Origin of the sequence: Treponema sp. OMZ 855 (assembly GCF_024181145.1) — a bacterium.
In the GTDB taxonomy this organism is placed as follows: Bacteria; Spirochaetota; Spirochaetia; order Treponematales; family Treponemataceae; genus Treponema.
The window spans coordinates 1,685,796-1,705,828 of the sequence record NZ_CP051194.1 but is presented as its reverse complement, the minus strand read 5'-3'; the positions used below and the strand labels follow the sequence as shown (position 1 = coordinate 1,705,828).

General features: G+C 43.0%; 18 protein-coding genes. 6 read left to right on the top strand and 12 right to left on the bottom strand.

Going from position 1 to position 20,033, the window contains the following annotated elements:
• Window positions 1-3 precede the first annotated feature (3 nt).
• From E4N65_RS07670 to E4N65_RS07650, 5 genes are all read right to left on the bottom strand, one after another.
• Complete coding sequence (locus E4N65_RS07670) at window positions 4-501, bottom strand: GNAT family N-acetyltransferase (protein ID WP_044015786.1); 498 nt, start codon at window positions 499-501, stop codon at window positions 4-6.
• Window positions 502-547: 46 nt separating this feature from the next.
• The gene (locus E4N65_RS07665; RefSeq protein WP_044017269.1) at window positions 548-1,306 is read right to left on the bottom strand and encodes a class I SAM-dependent methyltransferase; all 759 of its coding nucleotides are present in this window, start codon (window positions 1,304-1,306) and stop codon (window positions 548-550) included.
• Window positions 1,307-1,324: 18 nt separating this feature from the next.
• On the bottom strand, window positions 1,325-2,176 hold the full coding sequence (locus tag E4N65_RS07660) for a CPBP family intramembrane glutamic endopeptidase (protein ID WP_052185534.1): 852 nt from the start codon (window positions 2,174-2,176) through the stop codon (window positions 1,325-1,327).
• A 226-nt stretch (window positions 2,177-2,402) separates the two neighbouring features.
• Window positions 2,403-2,609, bottom strand: a complete 207-nt coding sequence (locus E4N65_RS07655) for a hypothetical protein (RefSeq protein ID WP_235619678.1) — start codon at window positions 2,607-2,609, stop codon at window positions 2,403-2,405.
• A gap of 140 nt (window positions 2,610-2,749) precedes the next feature.
• On the bottom strand, window positions 2,750-3,301 hold the full coding sequence (locus tag E4N65_RS07650; protein ID WP_044015788.1) for a histidine phosphatase family protein: 552 nt from the start codon (window positions 3,299-3,301) through the stop codon (window positions 2,750-2,752).
• A gap of 320 nt (window positions 3,302-3,621) precedes the next feature.
• On the opposite strand from E4N65_RS07650, the gene E4N65_RS07645 reads away from it, so the two are divergent.
• Together E4N65_RS07645 and E4N65_RS07640 are read left to right on the top strand one after the other, a co-directional pair.
• Window positions 3,622-3,858, top strand: a complete 237-nt coding sequence (locus E4N65_RS07645; RefSeq protein ID WP_235619679.1) for a hypothetical protein — start codon at window positions 3,622-3,624, stop codon at window positions 3,856-3,858.
• A gap of 114 nt (window positions 3,859-3,972) precedes the next feature.
• The gene (locus E4N65_RS07640; RefSeq protein WP_044015790.1) at window positions 3,973-4,293 is read left to right on the top strand and encodes a helix-turn-helix domain-containing protein; all 321 of its coding nucleotides are present in this window, start codon (window positions 3,973-3,975) and stop codon (window positions 4,291-4,293) included.
• Between the two features lie 185 nt (window positions 4,294-4,478).
• Here E4N65_RS07640 and E4N65_RS07635 read toward each other — a convergent pair whose 3' ends face one another.
• The 3 genes from E4N65_RS07635 to E4N65_RS07625 form a co-directional block, all read right to left on the bottom strand.
• Entirely contained in the window at window positions 4,479-5,405 is a 927-nt protein-coding gene (locus E4N65_RS07635) for an alpha/beta hydrolase (protein WP_044015792.1), read from the bottom strand.
• A 31-nt stretch (window positions 5,406-5,436) separates the two neighbouring features.
• Window positions 5,437-6,267 (bottom strand): CPBP family intramembrane glutamic endopeptidase, encoded by an 831-nt coding sequence (locus E4N65_RS07630; RefSeq protein WP_044015794.1) that lies wholly within the window; start codon window positions 6,265-6,267, stop codon window positions 5,437-5,439.
• Between the two features lie 138 nt (window positions 6,268-6,405).
• Window positions 6,406-7,626 (bottom strand): alanyl-tRNA editing protein, encoded by a 1,221-nt coding sequence (locus E4N65_RS07625; RefSeq protein WP_253672600.1) that lies wholly within the window; start codon window positions 7,624-7,626, stop codon window positions 6,406-6,408.
• A 435-nt stretch (window positions 7,627-8,061) separates the two neighbouring features.
• Between E4N65_RS07625 and E4N65_RS07620 the strand changes: the two genes are divergently transcribed.
• Window positions 8,062-10,161, top strand: a complete 2,100-nt coding sequence (locus tag E4N65_RS07620) for a methyl-accepting chemotaxis protein (RefSeq protein WP_044015797.1) — start codon at window positions 8,062-8,064, stop codon at window positions 10,159-10,161.
• 111 nt (window positions 10,162-10,272) lie between these two features.
• Here E4N65_RS07620 and E4N65_RS07615 read toward each other — a convergent pair whose 3' ends face one another.
• Entirely contained in the window at window positions 10,273-11,913 is a 1,641-nt protein-coding gene (locus tag E4N65_RS07615; RefSeq protein WP_253672598.1) for a PAS domain-containing protein, read from the bottom strand.
• 151 nt (window positions 11,914-12,064) lie between these two features.
• Between E4N65_RS07615 and E4N65_RS07610 the strand changes: the two genes are divergently transcribed.
• On the top strand, window positions 12,065-14,032 hold the full coding sequence (locus E4N65_RS07610; protein WP_253672596.1) for a RecQ family ATP-dependent DNA helicase: 1,968 nt from the start codon (window positions 12,065-12,067) through the stop codon (window positions 14,030-14,032).
• A 5-nt stretch (window positions 14,033-14,037) separates the two neighbouring features.
• Here E4N65_RS07610 and E4N65_RS07605 read toward each other — a convergent pair whose 3' ends face one another.
• Both E4N65_RS07605 and E4N65_RS07600 read right to left on the bottom strand, forming a co-directional pair.
• On the bottom strand, window positions 14,038-15,168 hold the full coding sequence (locus E4N65_RS07605; RefSeq protein WP_371921830.1) for a YibE/F family protein: 1,131 nt from the start codon (window positions 15,166-15,168) through the stop codon (window positions 14,038-14,040).
• Window positions 15,169-15,298: 130 nt separating this feature from the next.
• Window positions 15,299-16,909: a 5'-nucleotidase C-terminal domain-containing protein gene (locus E4N65_RS07600; protein ID WP_253672592.1), complete on the bottom strand. Its 1,611-nt coding sequence runs from the start codon at window positions 16,907-16,909 to the stop codon at window positions 15,299-15,301.
• Between the two features lie 195 nt (window positions 16,910-17,104).
• Here E4N65_RS07600 and E4N65_RS07595 point away from each other — a divergent pair, with 195 nt between their 5' ends.
• Window positions 17,105-17,449 carry a hypothetical protein gene (locus E4N65_RS07595; protein ID WP_253672590.1) on the top strand — a complete coding sequence of 115 codons (345 nt, stop codon included), beginning with the start codon at window positions 17,105-17,107 and terminating at the stop codon, window positions 17,447-17,449.
• A gap of 75 nt (window positions 17,450-17,524) precedes the next feature.
• Here E4N65_RS07595 and E4N65_RS07590 read toward each other — a convergent pair whose 3' ends face one another.
• Complete coding sequence (locus E4N65_RS07590; RefSeq protein ID WP_253672588.1) at window positions 17,525-19,447, bottom strand: AMP-dependent synthetase/ligase; 1,923 nt, start codon at window positions 19,445-19,447, stop codon at window positions 17,525-17,527.
• Between the two features lie 155 nt (window positions 19,448-19,602).
• On the opposite strand from E4N65_RS07590, the gene E4N65_RS07585 reads away from it, so the two are divergent.
• Window positions 19,603-20,004: an HIT family protein gene (locus E4N65_RS07585; RefSeq protein ID WP_253672586.1), complete on the top strand. Its 402-nt coding sequence runs from the start codon at window positions 19,603-19,605 to the stop codon at window positions 20,002-20,004.
• Window positions 20,005-20,033: the final 29 nt, after the last annotated feature.

The window sequence follows — 20,033 nt, the reverse complement described above, 5'->3', positions numbered from 1 at the left end:
AAGTTAGATATTCAATTCCATTTCAATACATTCCCATGCGCAATCCGGCATCATATAGGTTATAACTTTTTCTGTTGGTTGAAAACCGGTGGCTTCATAACAATGCCGTGCACGCTCATTATTCGTAAACACTCCCAATGTTATTTTTGAAGCATACAAAACGGTCTTTGCATATTCTATTGCAAGCTCTACCATTTTCTTTCCGCTTCCCTTTCCCCTGCTTTCAGGCGAAAGTATAATAAACCCGAATCGCACGAGCGTTTTATCGTCTTTATTTGGATATCGGATAAACAAATGACCGATTACGCTGCATCCGTCAATGGCACAAAGAGGAATGATAGGCTGTGTACCGTTCATCGAACCATAGTATTCATTTAACTCATTGCCATTCAGTGGAAACCGCCCTATTCTGTCGGCAGACCATTGATAAAGCTGCTTTGCATCCTGAATCCAGCTGCAAATGATTTTTGAATCTTGCGCTTCATATTTTCTTAATACCATGATCACCTCAATAATATTTTTTTATAAACGACACAACGGATCCTTCTTATTTCACCGCACGTGTTGCAATAAACGATGGGATATGCAATTCGTGCAAGCGTCCTTCTCCGTTCGTGTCTTCGTATATATCGGTGAGCGTGAAACCTGCGCGCAGTTGTCCGCCGATTTGTTCGCTTACTGTATGAGAAAATTGCCATCCACAGTCCGCTTCTTCAAGCTGTTTGCGGTGCGCTTCGTAAACGAGCGGATTAAACGGAAGTGCGTTGATAATTTTCTCTTCTTTTTGATCGACAATATAATTGATACCGGTATCAAGTCCGCACAGTAACACACCGCCTTTTTTGAGTATCCGGAAACATTCGGCAAACACCGGTTCAACTTTTTCGATATAGCAGTTGCTTACCGGATGGAAAATAATATCGAAGGATGCATCGGCAAAGGGCAGCGGTTTTGACATATCTGCACGTATAATGTTAATTCGATAGCCTTCACGCTCGGCAACAATTCGCTCAGATTCAAGCTGTTTTTCAGAGTAGTCAAGTATCGTGCATTCCGCTCCGGCTGCGGTAAAAATCGGCATTTGCTGCCCGCCTCCCGACGCAAGTCCTAACAGCTTTTTTCCTTTTAAATCACCGAACCATTTACGCGGTACCGCTTTTGTCGGCGTCAATACTACAGACCATTGTCCGTTTTGTGCATTGATATACGTTTCGTGATCAACGGGCTTACCCCATTCCCAGCCTTCTGTAATCCAACGGTCGATCACCGCCGCATTTGCGTCCTGATAATTTTGATGTGTGTTCATAAAATGCTCCATATTAATCTATTCCTCAATTTTATGCTTGCTCAATACAGCGAATAAAATAACAATGCAATATCCAATGATTGCAGGTAATCCGCTTTCTATGCCAAATGTACCGCCTGTTATCCACATATTTTCGCTGCGAATGACGTAGGATACTAAGGGAGTAGTATTCGGTTTTACTGAAATACCGATAATACCGAGAATGAAAAAATTCCATACTCCATGTATTACTATTGAGTTGTTTACCGTATCTTTTGCATATGTAACGGATGAGAACATTACACCGACTGTTATACCGGCAAGTAACAATTGCAGGATATCGATTATGCTCATGCTGCCTGATATATGAAGAAGGGCAAATAATGCAGACGGTACAAATGCGGAAACTTTTTTATTCCATCGTATTTCTACCAACTTCATTATATATCCGCGGAAAAGTATTTCTTCGCAAACTCCTGCAGATAATCCTATACTGACAGCAAAGCATATCTTTTCATATATCTTTATGTTATTAACCGATAATGTACCGCTTAGAAAAAAATAATAAAATCCTATAACACAACCGGGTAAAATAATTGAAATAAGAATAAATAATTTTGACGGTTTTACATTATTTATCCGGAAAAAATCCAATCGTTTTTTTAACCCTTTCCGGATATAGAGCGATATCAACAAGAGAAAAAATAGAATATTAAAACAACAGTTTATGATGATAATAATACTATGAACAGTAATAATATTCGACAAAACGTTTGATAATATTGCTGCAGCAATATTTGCAATAATAAACAGAATAATGCCGATAACACAATGTGCTATGGTCTTTAGACCAAAACGATCATCTTCAATAGTAATAAATGAGTTCCACATAAAACATTCCTTTGAAATACAGCAGTTGAGAGAATATCAATTCTCGAAAAATGATGCATTGATGCACGAAAAGTGCACATACAATCTGTGATGTTTGCCGCAAGGTAAACTCATCGGTTAACTTCGGCATCCTTAGACGGAAACACCTATATAACTTGCCAAATAGGGTTTCATACAGGAATCGCCGGAAAGAAGATAAATCAGGGCATTTGTATCAGCCATGTAGTCAATTCCACTCATCTCGCATTTCCTTTTGCATTCTAAGAGCATCATGCTGTATTTTTATACTGCCAAAATATTTTGATAAATCTTGTTGCGAATGTTTTTCGACATTTTGTTTGTATCGATATAAAATATACTGGACATAATTTTCTATATCTGCAAGATATTCCCGCGGCACTGTTTTTATTTGCTCAAAAAAAGTTTCGTACATAATGACCTCCATTACTAAAATGATTTATCTTAATTATACTTAAAAACATTCTTTTCGCTATCTTTCAGTCCGAATATTCAATTTGCTTACAATTTTTTCTTCTCTTTCGTTTCTCAAATCTCCACTGAGGCGGAACTCCGTCATTGCTTCTCATAAACAAAACATTTCACTATGTCTAAATTTTTTATGTGCATCGGTTTTTGAACGGGATAGCGCCGTGCTAATATGCTCAGCATTGTCCGCATCTGAAATCCGTGACCTACAATCACCGCATTTTTGTTTTCCATTAAAGACATCAATGCTTCGACTTCATGTTCGACCATCCGCTTTGTTCTTTCCTGCCGCGGATTGTTGCGAAACCACTGCACCCGTCCCCAGAATAGCCATCGCCAGAGCGAAAGCGGCTTATCAGAATCTCGATACGGATAAATCGGTATTTCCGAAAGCTCCGGCAACCGCATCGGTGTTTTATCAGGAAAGAGCAGTGCTGCCGTGTCAATACTTCTTTTTAAGGTACTCGTATAAAGTTCAAAATGCTCCGGCAATTCATCTCTGATAGACCGAAGCTGTGAATCGTTGATCCGTTCTATCGGTGCTTCATCATACTCAGCCTGTGCCTGAGCAAAGCCCTCGGCCGTATATTTCTTTTCCCAATTAAAAAGCACGTGTGCATGCCGTATCAAAATAAGCATTATGGTGCATACCTCATGTGTTCCCGCTACAGTGTGCTTTGTGTGTGTTGAGGATCAATCTTTGTGCAACACTACCGGAGATAGCCAGTGTAACAGAATATGCTCTGTTAGAATCTATTAGAACGAGATAATGATGGTATGAAAAAGAGAGTAAAGAGTCAATAATGGATGATAGGACATCTCTAAAAACGATTCCGGTTTGGCAAACGGACAACTTAATGCATTTCCCTACAGAATAAGACGAGATAGACTTGCGGGTTTTAGAGGTTCCCGAATGGTTGACAACACCCTATTTTATAGGGTATATTGTAAAGTGTAAGATGAAAAGGGAATTTATAGAAACTCCATCGTTTACGAAAAAATGGTTTGCACTAGGATTTACTGATGATGATTTAGCTGAATTACAGCAATTCCTTCTTAAAAATCCGGAGGCAGGCGATATAATGGTTGGAACAGGCGGTTTGAAAAAATCCGTTTTGCTTTTCAGGGCAGAGGTAAAAGCGGAAGTTCCAGAGTTTGCTATGTTGATTTTGCAACTTTTGCAAAAACATATCTGATTTAAGTATTTTCAAAAGAAGAACAATCAAACCTAACCGATGCGGAAAAAAATGCAGTTAAAAAAGTTATCGGTATTTTAAAAATAGAAGCTGCAAGGAATTGGAGGAAAGAACATGAGTGAATTTTTTGATAGTCTAATGACTGGCTTAAATGAAGCAGTGGCTATTGAACGGGGGGAATTAAAAGGTCGTAAAACCGTATATGAAATTCAACCTATAAAAAAATATAATAATATTGAAATAAAACACATAAGAAATTCCGTTGGGATGACACAGGTTTTGTTTGCAAATTACATGGGTGTTTCACTCAAGACGGTAGAAGCATGGGAAAAAGGAACAAACCGCCCAACCGGTACCGCATGCCGTTTAATCAGTATGCTGGAAAATAAAACATTTGAAACACTGCCTTTTGTAAAAAGGATAGCAAATGCGTAATCAACACTTCGGTGCATCTTGCGATAGTTTGTACAATACGCAGTAACCTATCGCAAAAAAGCTTAACCGTGAAATGCTCATTAGTACAATGCCAGTTGATATATGCCGAATCGGAAAAGTAAGTGCGTAAGCGCTCGGCATCCTGTTTTAATACTGCGTTCAAAAAATCTTGTATGTTCATAGTTTTACCTTTCTTGTAGCGTTTTGTTTATAAAGGAAATAATTGCTTCTTCAAGCTGTGCAATACCCGGCTGTTCAATCGGAAAATGCCCCGCGTTTTTAAGCGTGCATAGTTGTTTTGGACTCCGTACGCGATCAAAAAAAAGGCGGCTTATCCATTCGGGTGTCCAGCGATCTTTTTCAGGATGACAAAGCAAAAGCGGAATTTCAAATGCTTCAGGCTCTACGGCAGGAATGCTTTCCATCATCGAACATAACAAACCAAGATGCACGGAAGATCCTGCTCCCCTTTTATCCTGCAGCAACAAAGAAAGTACCCGGTCGTTGTTGACGATTGCTTTCATATTCGTTATCGCCTTTACCGGAATTTTTAAGTGCCTTATCTGCTTCGGTATAAAACGTAAAAGCAGCAAAGCGATACGCGCCTGCAATTTGTTTTTTGCCGAATAGTTACGCACCGGCTTTAAGCGATTATCTAACAGGGTGGTAACGATGACGCCGGAAACACCATGAGCCAAGCAGGCAACGTTGTATGCGAGCATGCCTCCTGCACTCAAACCCAGTACAAAAATCTTTTTGGAGCGCTGTAATTCCTGTCGTACAATGTGCACACCGGTGTCGATCCATGTTTTATAAGACGGTATGCCCTCGTATTCGGTATAGCTGTACCCCGGCAAATCCGGACAGACAACCTTATAGCCGCGCTTTGCCAGAGGAGCTGCAATAAACGACAGGAGCCGGCCGTTCCCGCCGACACCGTGGAACAGCACGAGCGTAACACCGTTGTTGCTATGTTCGTTGTATACGTCGAGATGGATGTTCGTTCTGTCGAATGTGCTGAACATTTCGGAAGGAGCGCATGAAATGCTTATCCTGTTGCGTTCGGGTAAAAACGCTTGAAGTTTTTGCCATGTTTCATCGTTTGTATACATGCAGCGCTCCTTCATTCGTGTGGAGACTTTACTACCTACAATCTTTTTTATGCAGATAGACAAATAGAACAATTATAAACGACACGGATTGGGCAATTGCAATTCTTAAAAATATCAATTCATCACACCCCGTAGAAGAAACAATATGAAAAATATTAATGATTGTATTATTTACAAAGTGATCACCCATTGCCATATAAATAGAGCCGGTCAATTTTGTTAATAAAGCAAATTTAAATCCGATAAATCCGGAAGCAGTAACCAACAGAATAATATTTACATACATACCTTCAATACTGCTGCTGCCGTCAAAATAGTTTCTTACAGGTCCGATAAAATGCCATAATCCAAACAAAACAGAAGTAATAAGCACAGATACAAAAAATGTATGATTTTTCTCAAGCATTTTTGTAAACAGGCCTCTGAATATCCCTTCTTCCATAATCACATTAATGATATTCCCGATAATACAAATTACAAAAAAGAGTAGTGAAGTTTGATTTCCTATATTTTTATCTACAGAATAAGAACTGACATATAATTGTAATGATTGAAAATTTTTATTTGAAACAGCTATAACAATCTCTATACTATAAGCTAATACATATATACAAATTCCAAACAGCAATCCCATCAATGTATATTTTACAGCTCTATTTTTATTAAATCCGATATCTTGCACTTTAAAGTTATATAATTTAGCTGCTATGAATAAAACAACTATCCCTAAAAGTTTGTGTAAAAATGCCTCTCCCCAAAATGTTTGATCCGTACGAATAATAAAATACTCTATAAATCGGAATATAAAGCACAATATATAAATCACGAGTACGGCAAACAAGGGTTTATAGATTTTTGTCATCTCTTATTTTCTCCCATGATTTCTTCATCTTCATTCTTATCGGCAATGACAGTTAATCTGCCTTTCCATGATGATAGTGTTAATCTCTTTTTCAGAGTGCTCCTCCCCTATGGCTGATTCATCTAGTTATACAGGATACTATCCTCGTGCCCTGCTCAACAAGTCGGTAAGTGTTTCCTTAATAAGATCTTTCCCCGCAAAATAGGTTCCTTGAATGGCCGGACTGCTTCCACCGCCGCGGCCGTTGAGCTGTTGGTTTAATGTTTTTATGTGCAGTTTTAAATCGATTGCATTACTCACGATGACGTAATTGTATGCTGTCGGTTGCACTTCTTCCGAGTCAACTGAAACCGCTGATAATGCTGCACAGGTGTGCATTTTTCCTGTTGCTAAAAGCAGATTGCAGAACGAGCGTAGATATTCGATACTGAGATTATCTTCAAAATAAAGAGGTGCACCCTCAGTATCTGCCGCCGACTCCGCTTTCTGTTTTAGATATTTTTCAGTCATCTCGTGCAGCTGCTGCTGGAGCTTTGCTTTTTCGGCATTTAATTTTTCCACCGCATCCTTCACTTCGGATGGCTTTGCCGATAAGCAGCGGGAGATAGCCCGTACTTGTGCCATCTCTTGTTCGTATGCAAGAACTGCCTTTCTGCCGCAGAGCACTTCCAAACGGACGCCCTTTTTTCGGTTCGTAAAGTTGAGAATCTTAATCAAACCGATCTCGCCGGTTGCAGTAACATGTGTGCCGCAGCAGGCGCAGGCATCAAGTCCCGGAATGGTGATAATGCGTACGGTACCCGACAGTTCTTTCTTGCTGCGGTATTGCATTGTCTTACGTTCTTCATCGTTTGGAAAGCTTTCTTGTATTGGAAGATTTGCACGGACAATTTCATTGGCACGCTGTTCTGCATCGAGTACCTGCTCGTCAGTCAACGGACCGCTAAAGTCGATGGTGATAAAACTTTCTCCCATGTGGAAACCGACATTTTCGTACCCGTAGGTTTGTGCGAGGATGCCGGTAAGGATATGCTCGCCCGAATGTCCTTGCATATTGTCGCAACGGTTTACCCAGTCCAATACGCCGTGAATCTTTGTTCCGGCATCAAGTTCTCCATCGGCAATATGAACGATACGTTCACCTGCAAATTGCGTATCAGATATTCGGATAGTACGCTCAGGCTGTCCTTCCGCAACAAGGCTGCCCCTGTCGCCGGGCTGTCCGCCCCCTTCGGGATAAAATGCCGTATCCGACAGTTCTATCTCATACCCTCTCTCGGTTTTTGAACAAGCGGTTACCGTTGCATCGAATTCTCTGATATACGGTTTCTGGTAGTACAGTGCGTTAAAGTTTTCCATAAATGTTCCTTGTGTCGAATAAGTTGATTATACTCCGATACGGCAATAAATCCAATCATCTTTTATCTGTCGAATATAAGGTAAACGCTTAAAACTATCTGATGCGGTCACCTTCCGTTTGCACAAAATTTTGCATAAAATTTTGTGCTATTTTTTTTAAGAAGGATAAACGCATCAGGTAGAGTAGATAAAAAGCGCAGAAGCAATGGGGTTGTGAGACCATTTGAACCGCGAAGAGGTTCAACTCTGGTTGAACAACCCCATTGCTTCTGCGGGGTTACTAAAAAACGGCATGATGCGTTTATCCTGATATCGAATATGTATTGTCATCCCTGCTAAACTCAGATATAGTGAACATATTATTGTAGACGAAGTAGCCTCTAAAGCGAGCAAAGTTGTTAGAGAGGTACTCGGTATGCGGAGGTATTTCTCTTTATGCGGGAAAAGAAAAGTTTTTCTATTCGTAAGAAGCTGCTTATCATTTTCGGAACGTTGATTACGGTAGCCGGTGTTATACAAGGTTCGTTGGCGCGGTATACTGCGCAACAAGCCCTTACTGCGCGGGTCAATGCGCATCTTATCGACAAAGTAAACGATATAGCCTTGTTTATTACGAGCGATATTAAAGGGGACTTCAGTTTCTTAAGCGGTTTTATGCGTAATCCGGCAATAAAGGATCCTTCAGTGTCTTTTACGGAAAAAACGCGAATTGTACGTGACGATATCGGATATGCCGACACTCTCAGTTTTTTTAATATATGCGATACCAAGGGAAACAGCTATTATGCCGACGGTACGGTTGGCTTTGTCGGGGACACGGATTGGTATAAGAGCGCGGTGAGCGGAGTTCCTTTTATCAGCGAGCCTCATATTTCAACACTTACTAAAAAACTGGAAGTTATTTTGGCTGTTCCGATGTTAGATAGCGAGGATAATGTTATCGCTGTTTTGGGTGCAGGACTGGGAGGAACTGTTATTTGTGATACCATATCGGAAATCAAAATCGGTAAAACGGGAAATTGCCATATTTTAGGAATGGACGGAACAACTATTGCCCATAAGGATACATCAATTGTTGAAGCGCAACAAAATACAATGGAACTGGCAAAGACTGACCGCTCCTTCGCATCCATCGCAGAGTTTCAGCGGCAAGCGGTTTCGGATTCTTCCGACGGTATCGGTTATTATACTTACAACGGTAAAAAGCATATTGCAGCTTATACGAAAATGCCGGATACGGAATGGACAATTATTATTGCTGCTCCGGCGGAAGAGTTTCTTGGCGCAATTACGGATTTTCGTAAAATGATCATTATCATCGGTATTATTATTCTTGTGGTAACACTGACAATTATATTTTTTATTGCGGCAAAGATGGTCGCTCCCGTTCAGACAGCGGTTAATGCACTGAAAGATATTTCGCAAGGGGAGGGTGATTTGACCGTGCAGCTTCCTCTTATCGGTAATGATGAGGTAACGCGGCTATCGGAATATTTTAATGAGACGATTAAAAAGATTCGTTCTTCCATACAATCCATCGATAGCAATGCCGGAATAATGCGATCGATTGGTGATGAACTGGCTCAGAATATGACCGAGACAGCTCAAGCTGTCCATAAGATAAATGAAAATATCGACGGTGTAAAACAGCAAGCATTGACGCAGACTGCAAGTGTCGGAGAAACGGCTGCAACGGTTGAAGAAATTATCAAAACGATACGTCAATTAAATACCCGCATAGAAAGCCAGTCGGCAAGTGTGTCCGTTTCTTCTTCCGCTATAGAAGAGATGGTTGCCAATATCGCATCGATTACCGATACGCTTGAAAAGACGGACGGGGTTATTAAAACACTCGCAGAAGCGACTGCGGACGGACGAGAGATTATCGTGAATACCGGCAGCGTTACTCAGAAAATTGCGGAGGAGTCTGGCAGCTTGATGGAAGCTTCAAGTGTCATTCAACACATCGCATCTCAAACGAACTTACTTGCAATGAATGCCGCTATCGAAGCAGCTCATGCCGGTGAGGCTGGAAAGGGGTTTGCGGTTGTTGCGGACGAAATCCGCAAACTTGCAGAAGATTCCGCTGCGCAGGGTAAGACGATTACCGCTACGCTTAAAACTTTGAGTGCGGAAATCGAAGGGCTTTCTACTTCTTCAAAAGTTGCCGGTGAAAAATTTGCTACTATTTTTACGCTTTCCGATCAGGTAAAAAATATGAGTACCCGTTTAACCGAGTCGATGAGAGAGCAGGAAAACGGAAGCCGCGAAGTATTGGAGGCTATTAAGAATATTAGTGAGGTAACCGTTGAAATAGAAGACGGTTCAGGCGATATGCTCAAAGGCGGAGAAGGGGTTGCACACGAAATGAAAAAACTCGACGGGCTGACCAACACAATCGCTGCGAGTATGAAAGAAATGGCGGCTGCAGCAGTGCAAATCAATAATGCAATTCAAGGTGTAAAAGAAATCACCAATAAAAACAAACGAAGTATTGAAAATTTAGCACAGGAAGTGTCTAAGTTTAAAATATAGAAGAGAAACTTTAGAGCATTTGAAAAAACTCGGGTAGCTTTTAAAGATTCTATGCATATTTCCTCTTGAGTAATTATGCAGCATAATTACTCAAGAGATATTTTGCGTGCTCTATTTTCCAAGCCGCTTTTTTATTTCCGCAATTAAAGTATTCAGTTCAACGCCGGTGCGTTCACTCGCAATTTTAATCGTCGCCTTCGGCAGCATGATCCGTGCGAGCGGCGTTTTCAGCATTTTAAACTTGGGGCTGATTTCTTCCATTTGATCTTTTAACGCAGGATAATCTTCAAAGATATCTTTTAAAAGCGTATCGGCGGTAATACCCGCTGCGGAAAGTTTTTTATCCCGCTGCGGAGATTCGGAAGTCTGCGCATGTGGCGTACCGACTGTACTTTTCGCATCGACGGTATTGCCGTTATGAGATTCATTTGAGTTTTCTTGGATAACGGTTTGGCCATTTATTTCGCCGCCTTTTTTCCACGTCAGCAGCGTTTGCGAATCGGTTAGGCTGCGGATATGCGTGCAGTCCTGCATCATTTCGAGGATGCCGCGGAATTTACCGTGTTCGTCACGGACTGCCGTATACAGAATGTAGATAAAGATGCCGGGTTTATTGATCCAAAATTCTGCAGAGTCCTGTTCGCCCGAGCGGAACTTTTCGATAATCTCTTCGACAATATGCACACTTGCCCGCGGGTGACAGTTCTTAACATTCCGCCCGATGACGTTTTTGCTGCGCGGAAACACACGATGCTCCGTATCGGAATAAAAGCAAACGATTTCGTTTTCGTCTACATACGAAAGATCGACGGGTAGGTGCCGGTAAATCAAATTAATCTGTTCGAGTGTCAACTTACCGGTTGTTACATCAAAAACGGAACTGTTTCCGCCGCCGACATTTAAACCGTGCTTGCGTAATACTGCCGCTAAATCATCCGTTAAAGAAGAAACAGTGCCGGTAGCGCCCTGCGTTTGCGTATCGTGTGCCGTTTGTGCGGAATTGTTTTTAGCTGTTAAACTATGTGCTCCGCTGTCGTTTATCCACGCAAAGCCGATTTCTTTGTCTCCCGACTTCATCTCTTCAAATTCTTTTTCATTGATCATCGCAAGCGAAGTAGGATACAAAATTGCTTCTTCTTTTTGCAGTAAGTCGCGTACATCGGCAACAATCGAAGATTGCACCGCAATAAATTGATCGTCGGCATCATCTTCCAGCAGCTTTCGCGCATCACGGATTTCATCACGGATAAAATTGTCCAACGTCCACATTGTTGTCGTAGGCCGGTCAAAGCCTTTTTTTTCCAAAATGGAATAGAGCTGATTTTGTTTGCGTGATAGGTGTATTCTGAACTGATCCAGCCGGTCATATATGCCGAGCCACTGATTTTTGATAAGCGGATATTGAACAAGGTCTTCGATTTCCAATAGGATTTTTTTGAGCGCATCATTTTCGCGGTAATAGCACATGATAGGATGAGCGTCGGGTAAGTCGGGACGGCTCGTATCCATAATGTCCTCAAAAAGTTCAAGCATCTTTTGAATGTCTTCTTTTTGACATTCATTTTCATCAAACTCTTTAAGTTCCTGCTCTGCAAGGGCGATCTCGTACGGTTTTAAGGAACCGACTTTTTCTTTTAATATCCGTTTGGCATCTGTCAAGCTGATTTTTCCTGCATTATAGTCATTCTTCAGCTGAAGAACCGTTTTTATCTTTGCATCATTTACTGAATCTAAATGGCGTTTCATTTCCATAGGTATCCTCCGTATAAAGACTGTAGTTTCTTATTCCTGGAAGCGATAAGAGGTGTCTGTTAGTCTTTATTTACAATAAAGATAAAGAAATACCTGCCTTGCGTCAAGTCAATCTCTTTTGCAAGCCGCACGGAATAGATATAATTGCTTTATGGAAAAACACGATGAACTGCTAAAGCGAGCGCACACTGTGCTTAAAACGACATTCGGTTACAATGAGTTCCGCCCGATGCAGCAAGAGGTAATTGCCTCCGTTTTGTCCGGACGTGATACGCTTGCCGTTATGCCGACCGGCGGCGGAAAATCGTTGTGCTATCAAATCCCTGCGCTTTTGTTCGGCGGTATTACGCTTGTTGTTTCTCCGCTGATTTCACTCATGCAAGATCAAGTTGCTTCCCTTGTCGAAAACGGTGTGAGCGCCGTTTTTTTGAATAGCTCGCTTGAATGGGGCGACTATCTTGATGCAGTGCAGCGTATTAAGTCCGGAAGTGTCAAACTGGTATACCTTTCTCCGGAAGCGCTTGCGGCGGATCGCACGCAGTCTATACTGCATGATGCAAGCCTGCCGGTCAGCTGCATTACCATTGACGAAGCTCATTGTATCAGCGAGTGGGGGCACGACTTCCGTCCCGACTACTTGGCAATTTCGAATATCCGTGCGCAATTTAAGGATGCGGTTTTTCTTGCGCTTACGGCAACTGCGACGGCACAGGTGCAAGAAGATATTACGGTAAATCTCCGTATGAAAACGCCGGATGTTTTTGTCGCCGGTTTTAACCGCGCAAATATTTTTCTTGAGGTACGTCCTAAGCGGAATGCGCTGCGCGAGGTCATCGCCTGCCTTGAACAACACAGCGGTGAAAGCGGCATCATTTATTGTTTTTCGCGCAAGCAAGTTGACAAGCTGACCGAACAGCTGAATGATGTCGGCTACTCGGCGCTCAATTATCACGCAGGTCTTTCCGACGAAGAGCGGAGAAATCATCAACAGCAATTTATCCGCGATAAAGTGCGGATTATGGTTGCGACGGTTGCATTCGGTATGGGAATTGATAAACCGAACGTCCGCTTTGTTATCCATTATGATTTACCCAAGTCGCTCGAAGAGTATTATCAGGAGATTGGACGAGCAGGACGCGACGGACTTGCCTCTCACGCCCTACTTTTATACAGCGCAGGCGATGCACATAAAATTCGTTCGTTTTTTGAAGAGGCCGCGGACAGCACCAACTCCGAACGGCTCTTGCAGGCAATGCTCAGGTTTGCGTCCGCTCGGACATGCCGCCGTCATTTTCTGTTGTCGTATTTCGGAGAGCGGTTTGTTCCGGCGGCAGCTAACGAGAAAGCCGAAAGCCCTGATGCAAAACCGGAAGACATCGGCGGTGAAAACGAAAGCGTTGCCGGACAAATATGTCCTTTTCCATGCTGCGATGTGTGTGCCGCGCCTCCGTCTCCGCTGACGGATGTTACAATCCCGGCTCAAAAGTTTATGAGCTGCATATACCGTACGCAATCGCGGTTCGGGCTTTCGTATATTGTCGATGTATTGCTCGGCTCAAAGCAAAAGCGGATTATTGAAAACGGGCATGATAAAGTTTCAACATGGGGGATCGGGAGGGAGCTTTCAAAAGAGGATTGGTTTGCGCTGTCCGATGCGCTCATCTATGCGGGACTTGTCGAAAAAACCGGTGATTACAATGTGCTCATTATAACCGAGAACGGTAAACGGACGCTTGCATCCCGCGCAAAAATCGAACTCCCGATCGAGCTTGTTGGGCAGAGCGGGGTGAATCAAGCAGAATCTAAAAAGACCGGTATTGATTCTAAAAAGAATGATGCTGCACATAAACGAGGTGAATATAAGCGAGGTGAATTTTTGCGCACGTTGAATGAAGATGACGCAGCGTTGTATGAATCGATAAAAGACTGGCGCAGACACGCTGCCGAGGAAGAAAACGTTCCGCCTTACGTTATATTCGGAGATAGAACAATCGAAGACCTCATCCTCAAAAAGCCGCACACGGTACGTGAACTGCTGAACGTATTCGGTATCGGCGAAATAAAAGCGGAAAAATTCGGCTCGGCTCTTTTGCGTCTTGTGGAAAATACGGGGATGTAACCGCATCACGATGTGTGATGCCATCTCCCGACAAGGCGCACCGTAATCGGGATGGTGCAGATAAGCCCGATGCTTCCTGCAACTGCACGCAGAACCTCGGAGGCTAAAAGTTCGAGATTGATAATTTCGGTAAATCCGTTGGAGAATAGAATAAACAGCAGCAGTACCGGAATGGAGGTACTGACATACGCCAAAATCAGTGTGTTCGACATTGAGCCGATAATGTCTCGGCCGATATTCATACCGGATTTTATCAGTTGCTTTTTTGATATATCGGGGCTTACGGAAATAATCTCCCACATTGCCGATGAGATGGACATTGCCACATCCATCACCGCGCCGAGTGCACCAATCATAATACCTGCAAACAACAAACCTTGATAGTCAATCCTACGGTGCTGCGGTATAAAGGCAAGCATTTGCGCGTCCTCGTTTCCAAGCCCTGTCAGCATGAGTATCTTACCGGCAATAAATGCGAATATTCCTGCAATGATAACGCCCCCGATTGTACCGATGATAGCCGTATAAGTTTTTTTATTATTTCCACTGATGATCAGCAGCGTGATAACCGTTGCGGAACTGCATACGGCGAGCGCCAATAATATCGGGTTAAAACCCCGTATAATGCACGGGAGAAAAATACCGAAAATAAGACCTACGGTAATGCCGAGCGTAATCAGCGCTTTGAGGCCGTTTTTTTTGCCGACGACAATAAGCGCCGCTGCGAAGATTACAATGAGCGCATAGACTTTTGTATCCCGTGCACGCTCGTAGATTTTTAAGTTTATTATCTTTCCGGTTTCTTCATCTTCGTCCACCTGCAGTATCATTTTTTCATGGACACGGAAGATAAGCCGGTACGGAATTGCCAATTCAATAGTGTTGCGGACGGTATAAACTTCTCCCTTATGCTTGCCGGTTAAAATTTCTATTTTTAAATGCTGATACCGGAAGTCGGATTCAATCGGAACATCCGGCCTGCTTTCCGCAAGGTCATCATATACGATTTCAATGACGCGCGCTTTTACCACCTGATTCTTCGGCAAATTAAGTTGCGTGTCGTAATATTCCGCCAATCCTTTATCTTTTGAATCGGTGTCTGCCTCTGCAAATACGGGGATTTGCGCTGTAAGCATATTTGTAAGGATAAAAAAAAAGAAAATAAAAGACCGTTTGATTTTTTGCTGCATGATGAATACCAAAAAGAAAAACAAGCAATGTATGCGAACATACATTGCTTGTTTTATTGTGTATAAGGACTCCCTTTTATTTTTTACTGATATCTTTGATGTAATCCGGAGCTTTCGGCGTAATTGTTTTTGCCGCTTTAATTTCGTCGATTAAAGCATCACGAATCGGAACGTATGTTTCGACGACGTTCGTTGCCTTCGAGAAATCGTATTTATCGCCGCCGGTAAACATAAAGTCGTTGACAACAACCTTATATGTTTTGTTCATATCGAGCGGAGTTCCATCGGCTAATGCGATAGAAGTTACTCTGCTTTCAAAAGGTTTGGTGCCGTCGTATTCAACCTTTAATCCTGCAAACTGTCCGTCCGTGATATTCGGGTTCATAATACCGTGATCAATTGCCTTTTTGATTTCCGAACCGGGAAGATCGAACACTACCAAGTAGTTGTCGAACGGCATAATTTCGTACAGATCGCCGACGGTAATATTTCCCGCTGCAAGCGTTCTGCGTAATCCGCCGCCGTTTTGGATGGCGATATCTGCTTTACCTACTTTCCGCTGAGCTTCAGAAGCCCATACGCCGAGCAAGGTGTTGCTGCCTTTTTCACTTCTTTCGTGGGTAAATTCACCGGCAGCGGTACCGATTACTTTGCCTAAGATCGGTTTTAAGTCAGCTTCGTATTTTGCATGCACAGCTTTGCCTACTTCATCTTCGACGATAGTGTCTTTATGCTTCCAAATTTCATCAAGAGCAGGGGTGATGGATGCAATTTTTTTATTTTTATCGAATGTGATACTGAGTTTTCCGACTGCGCGGCCATAGCAGTATGCCTGCATAATCGGCAGACCGTCTGCAACCCCTTGTACCGGCCGGTGGCTGTGAGCTGATAATATCGCGTTTAAACCCTTAATTTTAGCAAGGGCAACTGCATTTCCGGTAATTTCTTCACCTTTCTGATCCGAATCGATGTGCGTCAATGCGATGATGACATCCGGTTTCCCTTCTTTTGCTTTTCCGGCCAAAAGGTAATCAACCCATTGCTGTCCGGCGCTCACAGGATCGGTAAAGTCCAATCCGCTGACATGTTCGGCTTTTGTTAAAGTGACCGTGTCGGGATGTGCTAAACCAATAAATGCAACCTTATAACCGCCTTTAGTGATAATCATGTACGGTTTTGCCCACGAGACAGGCTTCTTGGTGTTTTTATCAACGATATTTGCCGCCAAGAAGGTGAAGCCGCCGTCTTTTTGCCATTGGGTCATGTGTTTTACACCCCAGTCGAATTCATGGTTTCCGACTGCACATACCGATACCCCCATCGCCTTCATCATTGCGGAAACCGGCGCACCGTAGGTCAAATTGGAAATCGCAGTACCTTGGTAGTTATCACCGCCCGCTACAACAATCGTGTTCGGGTTTTCCCTTTGTGCCGTGTGTACATAGCCGAGCATCTTTGCCATACCGGCATTTCTACCTTTGCCGGGACGGGTATCTTCCGCGACGTTACCGTGGAAGTCGTTAAATAATAGAACGTCTACTTGATTGGCAGGCGCTTTCGCTTCAATGGCACTGTATTGCTTTGATACAGCTGCCGGAGCGGATTCGGTTGTTTTACACGACGGGAACAGCATAAATGCAGCCGCCAGAACAACGAACAGTGTTTTAAAAACTTTTTTCTGTGTCATTTGCATACTCCTTATGTTCTTTAGTGTAAAACGGATAGAAAAAAAATGCAAGGAAAAAAGAGAGAAAAAGTTATAAGGAAAAACCTCTATAAACTATGGCGTAGATAAAAAGATATGGCGTTATTGTATACAGACTGGATTTCTTATGTTAATTAAGAATGATATGCTGTATAATACCGCATATATAGGAATAACATGAAAATAAATGAAGTGCTTAAAAATTTACAGCTCAATTGGCAAACAGAGCTGCAAAAAGATGAATGGTTTTTTGCAAAAGCACGGGATAAAATAGATACTGCATTTACTGCAGAAGATGCTTTTAGCGCTATAATGGAAGTTGTGTTTTTTATACAGTCTGAAACAAACCCCTATTTATGTACCGAATGTGTTGAGCTTTTGTATTCACTTATACGAAAAAGTGATACCACAGAAATTCCTAAAGGCTTCCTTCAAAACCTTCATGTTTTGAAGGAAAAACTCGCAAAAGATACGTACTCATTAAATATCTTACAAGAAATTGAGGCTCACTATAGAATATGAAGGTCGTTTTCGGCCAAAGAAGCTGATCCCCCAACGTTACAGATTGCGGCTGCGAGCAATGGAAAATCTTTTCCATTAATCGGTAAAGAGGGCGTTGATTTGTTTGCTGTATAACGACGTAATCTTATAGCGCATGATATCTTGCTTTGCCGAAAGTTCCACACCTGCTTCAAAAGGTTTGGCAAGGAGCGCAAAACGATTAATCCGTTCAAACAGCTTAAAACCATTTTCATGGTTTATCAACGAAGCAATTTGCCGTTCAAAAAGTTTTTTGATCTCCGGCTTTTCCAGCAGTTCCGAAAGCGAATCCGCGGCTAATCCTTGTTCTGCTGCATAGCTTTTTACTTCCGCTTCATCCGCAACGATGAGTGCGCCTAAAAAGCGCTGATCCTGCCCGAGAACTACCGCTTGCGCAATGAATGGCGATTCTTGCAGCTTCATTTCAATGGGTACCGGCTCGATGTTTTCTCCGCCGCGCAGTACAATCGTATCCTTTTTTCTGCCGCGTAGGATAAGTTCGCCGTCAAGCGTTTTAAATCCGAGGTCGCCGCTGTCGAACCAACCGTCTTTATCGATGACCGCATCGGTTAAATCCTGCCGTTTGTAATACCCCTTCATAACACTGGTGCCGCGGATCATTACCGTACCGAGTTGGCCTACCGGCAGCTCTTTCCCGTTGTCATCGACAATCTTTACCTCCGTACACGACAGCGGCTTCCCGATAGTACCGAACACGGGGCGTCCGAGCGGGCGAACCGACACAACCGGTGCCGTTTCAGTTAAACCGTAGCCTTCGGTAACGCTTACACCGATAGCCCAGAAGAAAGCATCGATATTCGGCGGTAGCGCACCGCCGCCTGAAACTCCTTGCCGGAAGCCGGTACCGAGTTTGGTACGGATCTTTTTAAACACAAGCGCATTGCCCAGCGCATAGAGCGGCAGGGAGAAAAGATAGGGTATAAAGGAAATAATAGGACGGGTGATCTTTGTATAAGGCACAAAGTGCGGATTTTGCCCTGTTACATTCCGCGCATGGTGTGCATGGAACAAGCCTACCGCGACAAAGAAGTTGAACAGTTTTTGCTTAATGCCGCCAGCCTGCTTCATTGCCTTAAAAACACCGGTATAGACGGATTCCCATATACGCGGTACCGACGGGAACAGTGCCGGATTGGTTTTTGCGATATCTGCAAGCAAGATGCTTCCCACCGGTTTGGAGTATACCATCCCCGCAGCAGAAGCCAAAATAACGTATTCGCAAAGCCGCTCAAAGCTATGCCATACCGGCAATACCACAATGGCCTTTTCGCCGGGATGTAGGATAACTCTCGTTTTAAGATCATCCAGCTGCACGGCAAAGTTTTTATGCGTCAGCATAACCCCTTTTGGTTCGCCTGTCGTACCGGAGGTAAAAATGATCGTAGCAACTTCCGTATCGCTGCCTTTTTCCAGCTCCTGTTCAACCGCTTCGGGGTGTTCTTTCCGATATGTCATACCCCGTTCGATAATCTCATCGTAACTGTACATTGCAAAGCGGGAAATGTCGCCCTTTGTTTTGAGCTCTTCATCTTGAATATCAAAAGGATCAAAAACAATGAGCGTTTTGAGCAGCGGGAACTGTTGCTGATTTTTTAAGATTTTTATGAATTGATCCCGGTTTTCTATAACTGCCGACGTACATTCGGCAAAGGACAAAATACGTACCAAATCCTGTTCGGTTGCATCACAGCCGCGCGGAACATCAGCAGCTCCGATCGCCATAATCCCCATACTGGCATGGTACCATTCTTTCCGGTTATCTGCGATAAGGCCGACTCTATCGCCCCGCGTGATGCCGAGGGATAACAGCCCGCCTGCAAAACTCAATACCCGATCAAAAACATCGGTGTAGGAGAGTGGATTAAAATCGCCTTGCTCATTCTTTGAATATTGAGCGGCAATATTCGGATGTTTTTTTGCAATTTGTTGCAACAATTGCGGCATTGTGATGTCGTTCATGCCGAAACGCTAGCACAAAAGAAAAAATCAGTCAAGTAAAAGGCAACCTCATCAGACGGTCTTCGGATATTCCCGCAAAATAAAGAGGATGTTCAAGACGTATGATTGACGGCAAAGAGGTTTCCTCTTACAATGAAAAGAAAAGGAGCTAACGTATGGATGATTGTATTTTTTGTAAGATTATTAAAGGTGAAATTCCGTGCATGAAAATTTATGAAGATGAATATACGATTGTCTTTATGGATATTGCAAAAGATGTTGACGGTCATATGCTGGTCGTCCCCAAAAAACACGTTACGAATATCTTGGATGCGGATGAAGCAACGCTCCATCATGTAATGGATACGGTAAAAAAGGTCGCGAACCATTGCGTGACTGACTGCGGATATGAAGGTATCAATATGCTGAATGCAAATAACCAATGCGCAGGCCAGACGGTTTTTCATTTGCATATACACCTTATTCCGCGGAAATCAGGTGATGCTGTACCGAGCTTTCCGAAGTTCGGCGGAGCCGTACATCCGCTCGAAGAAACGTATAAAAAACTCAAGATGTAAAGCGCACCGCTGCCGGATCGGAGGTATTT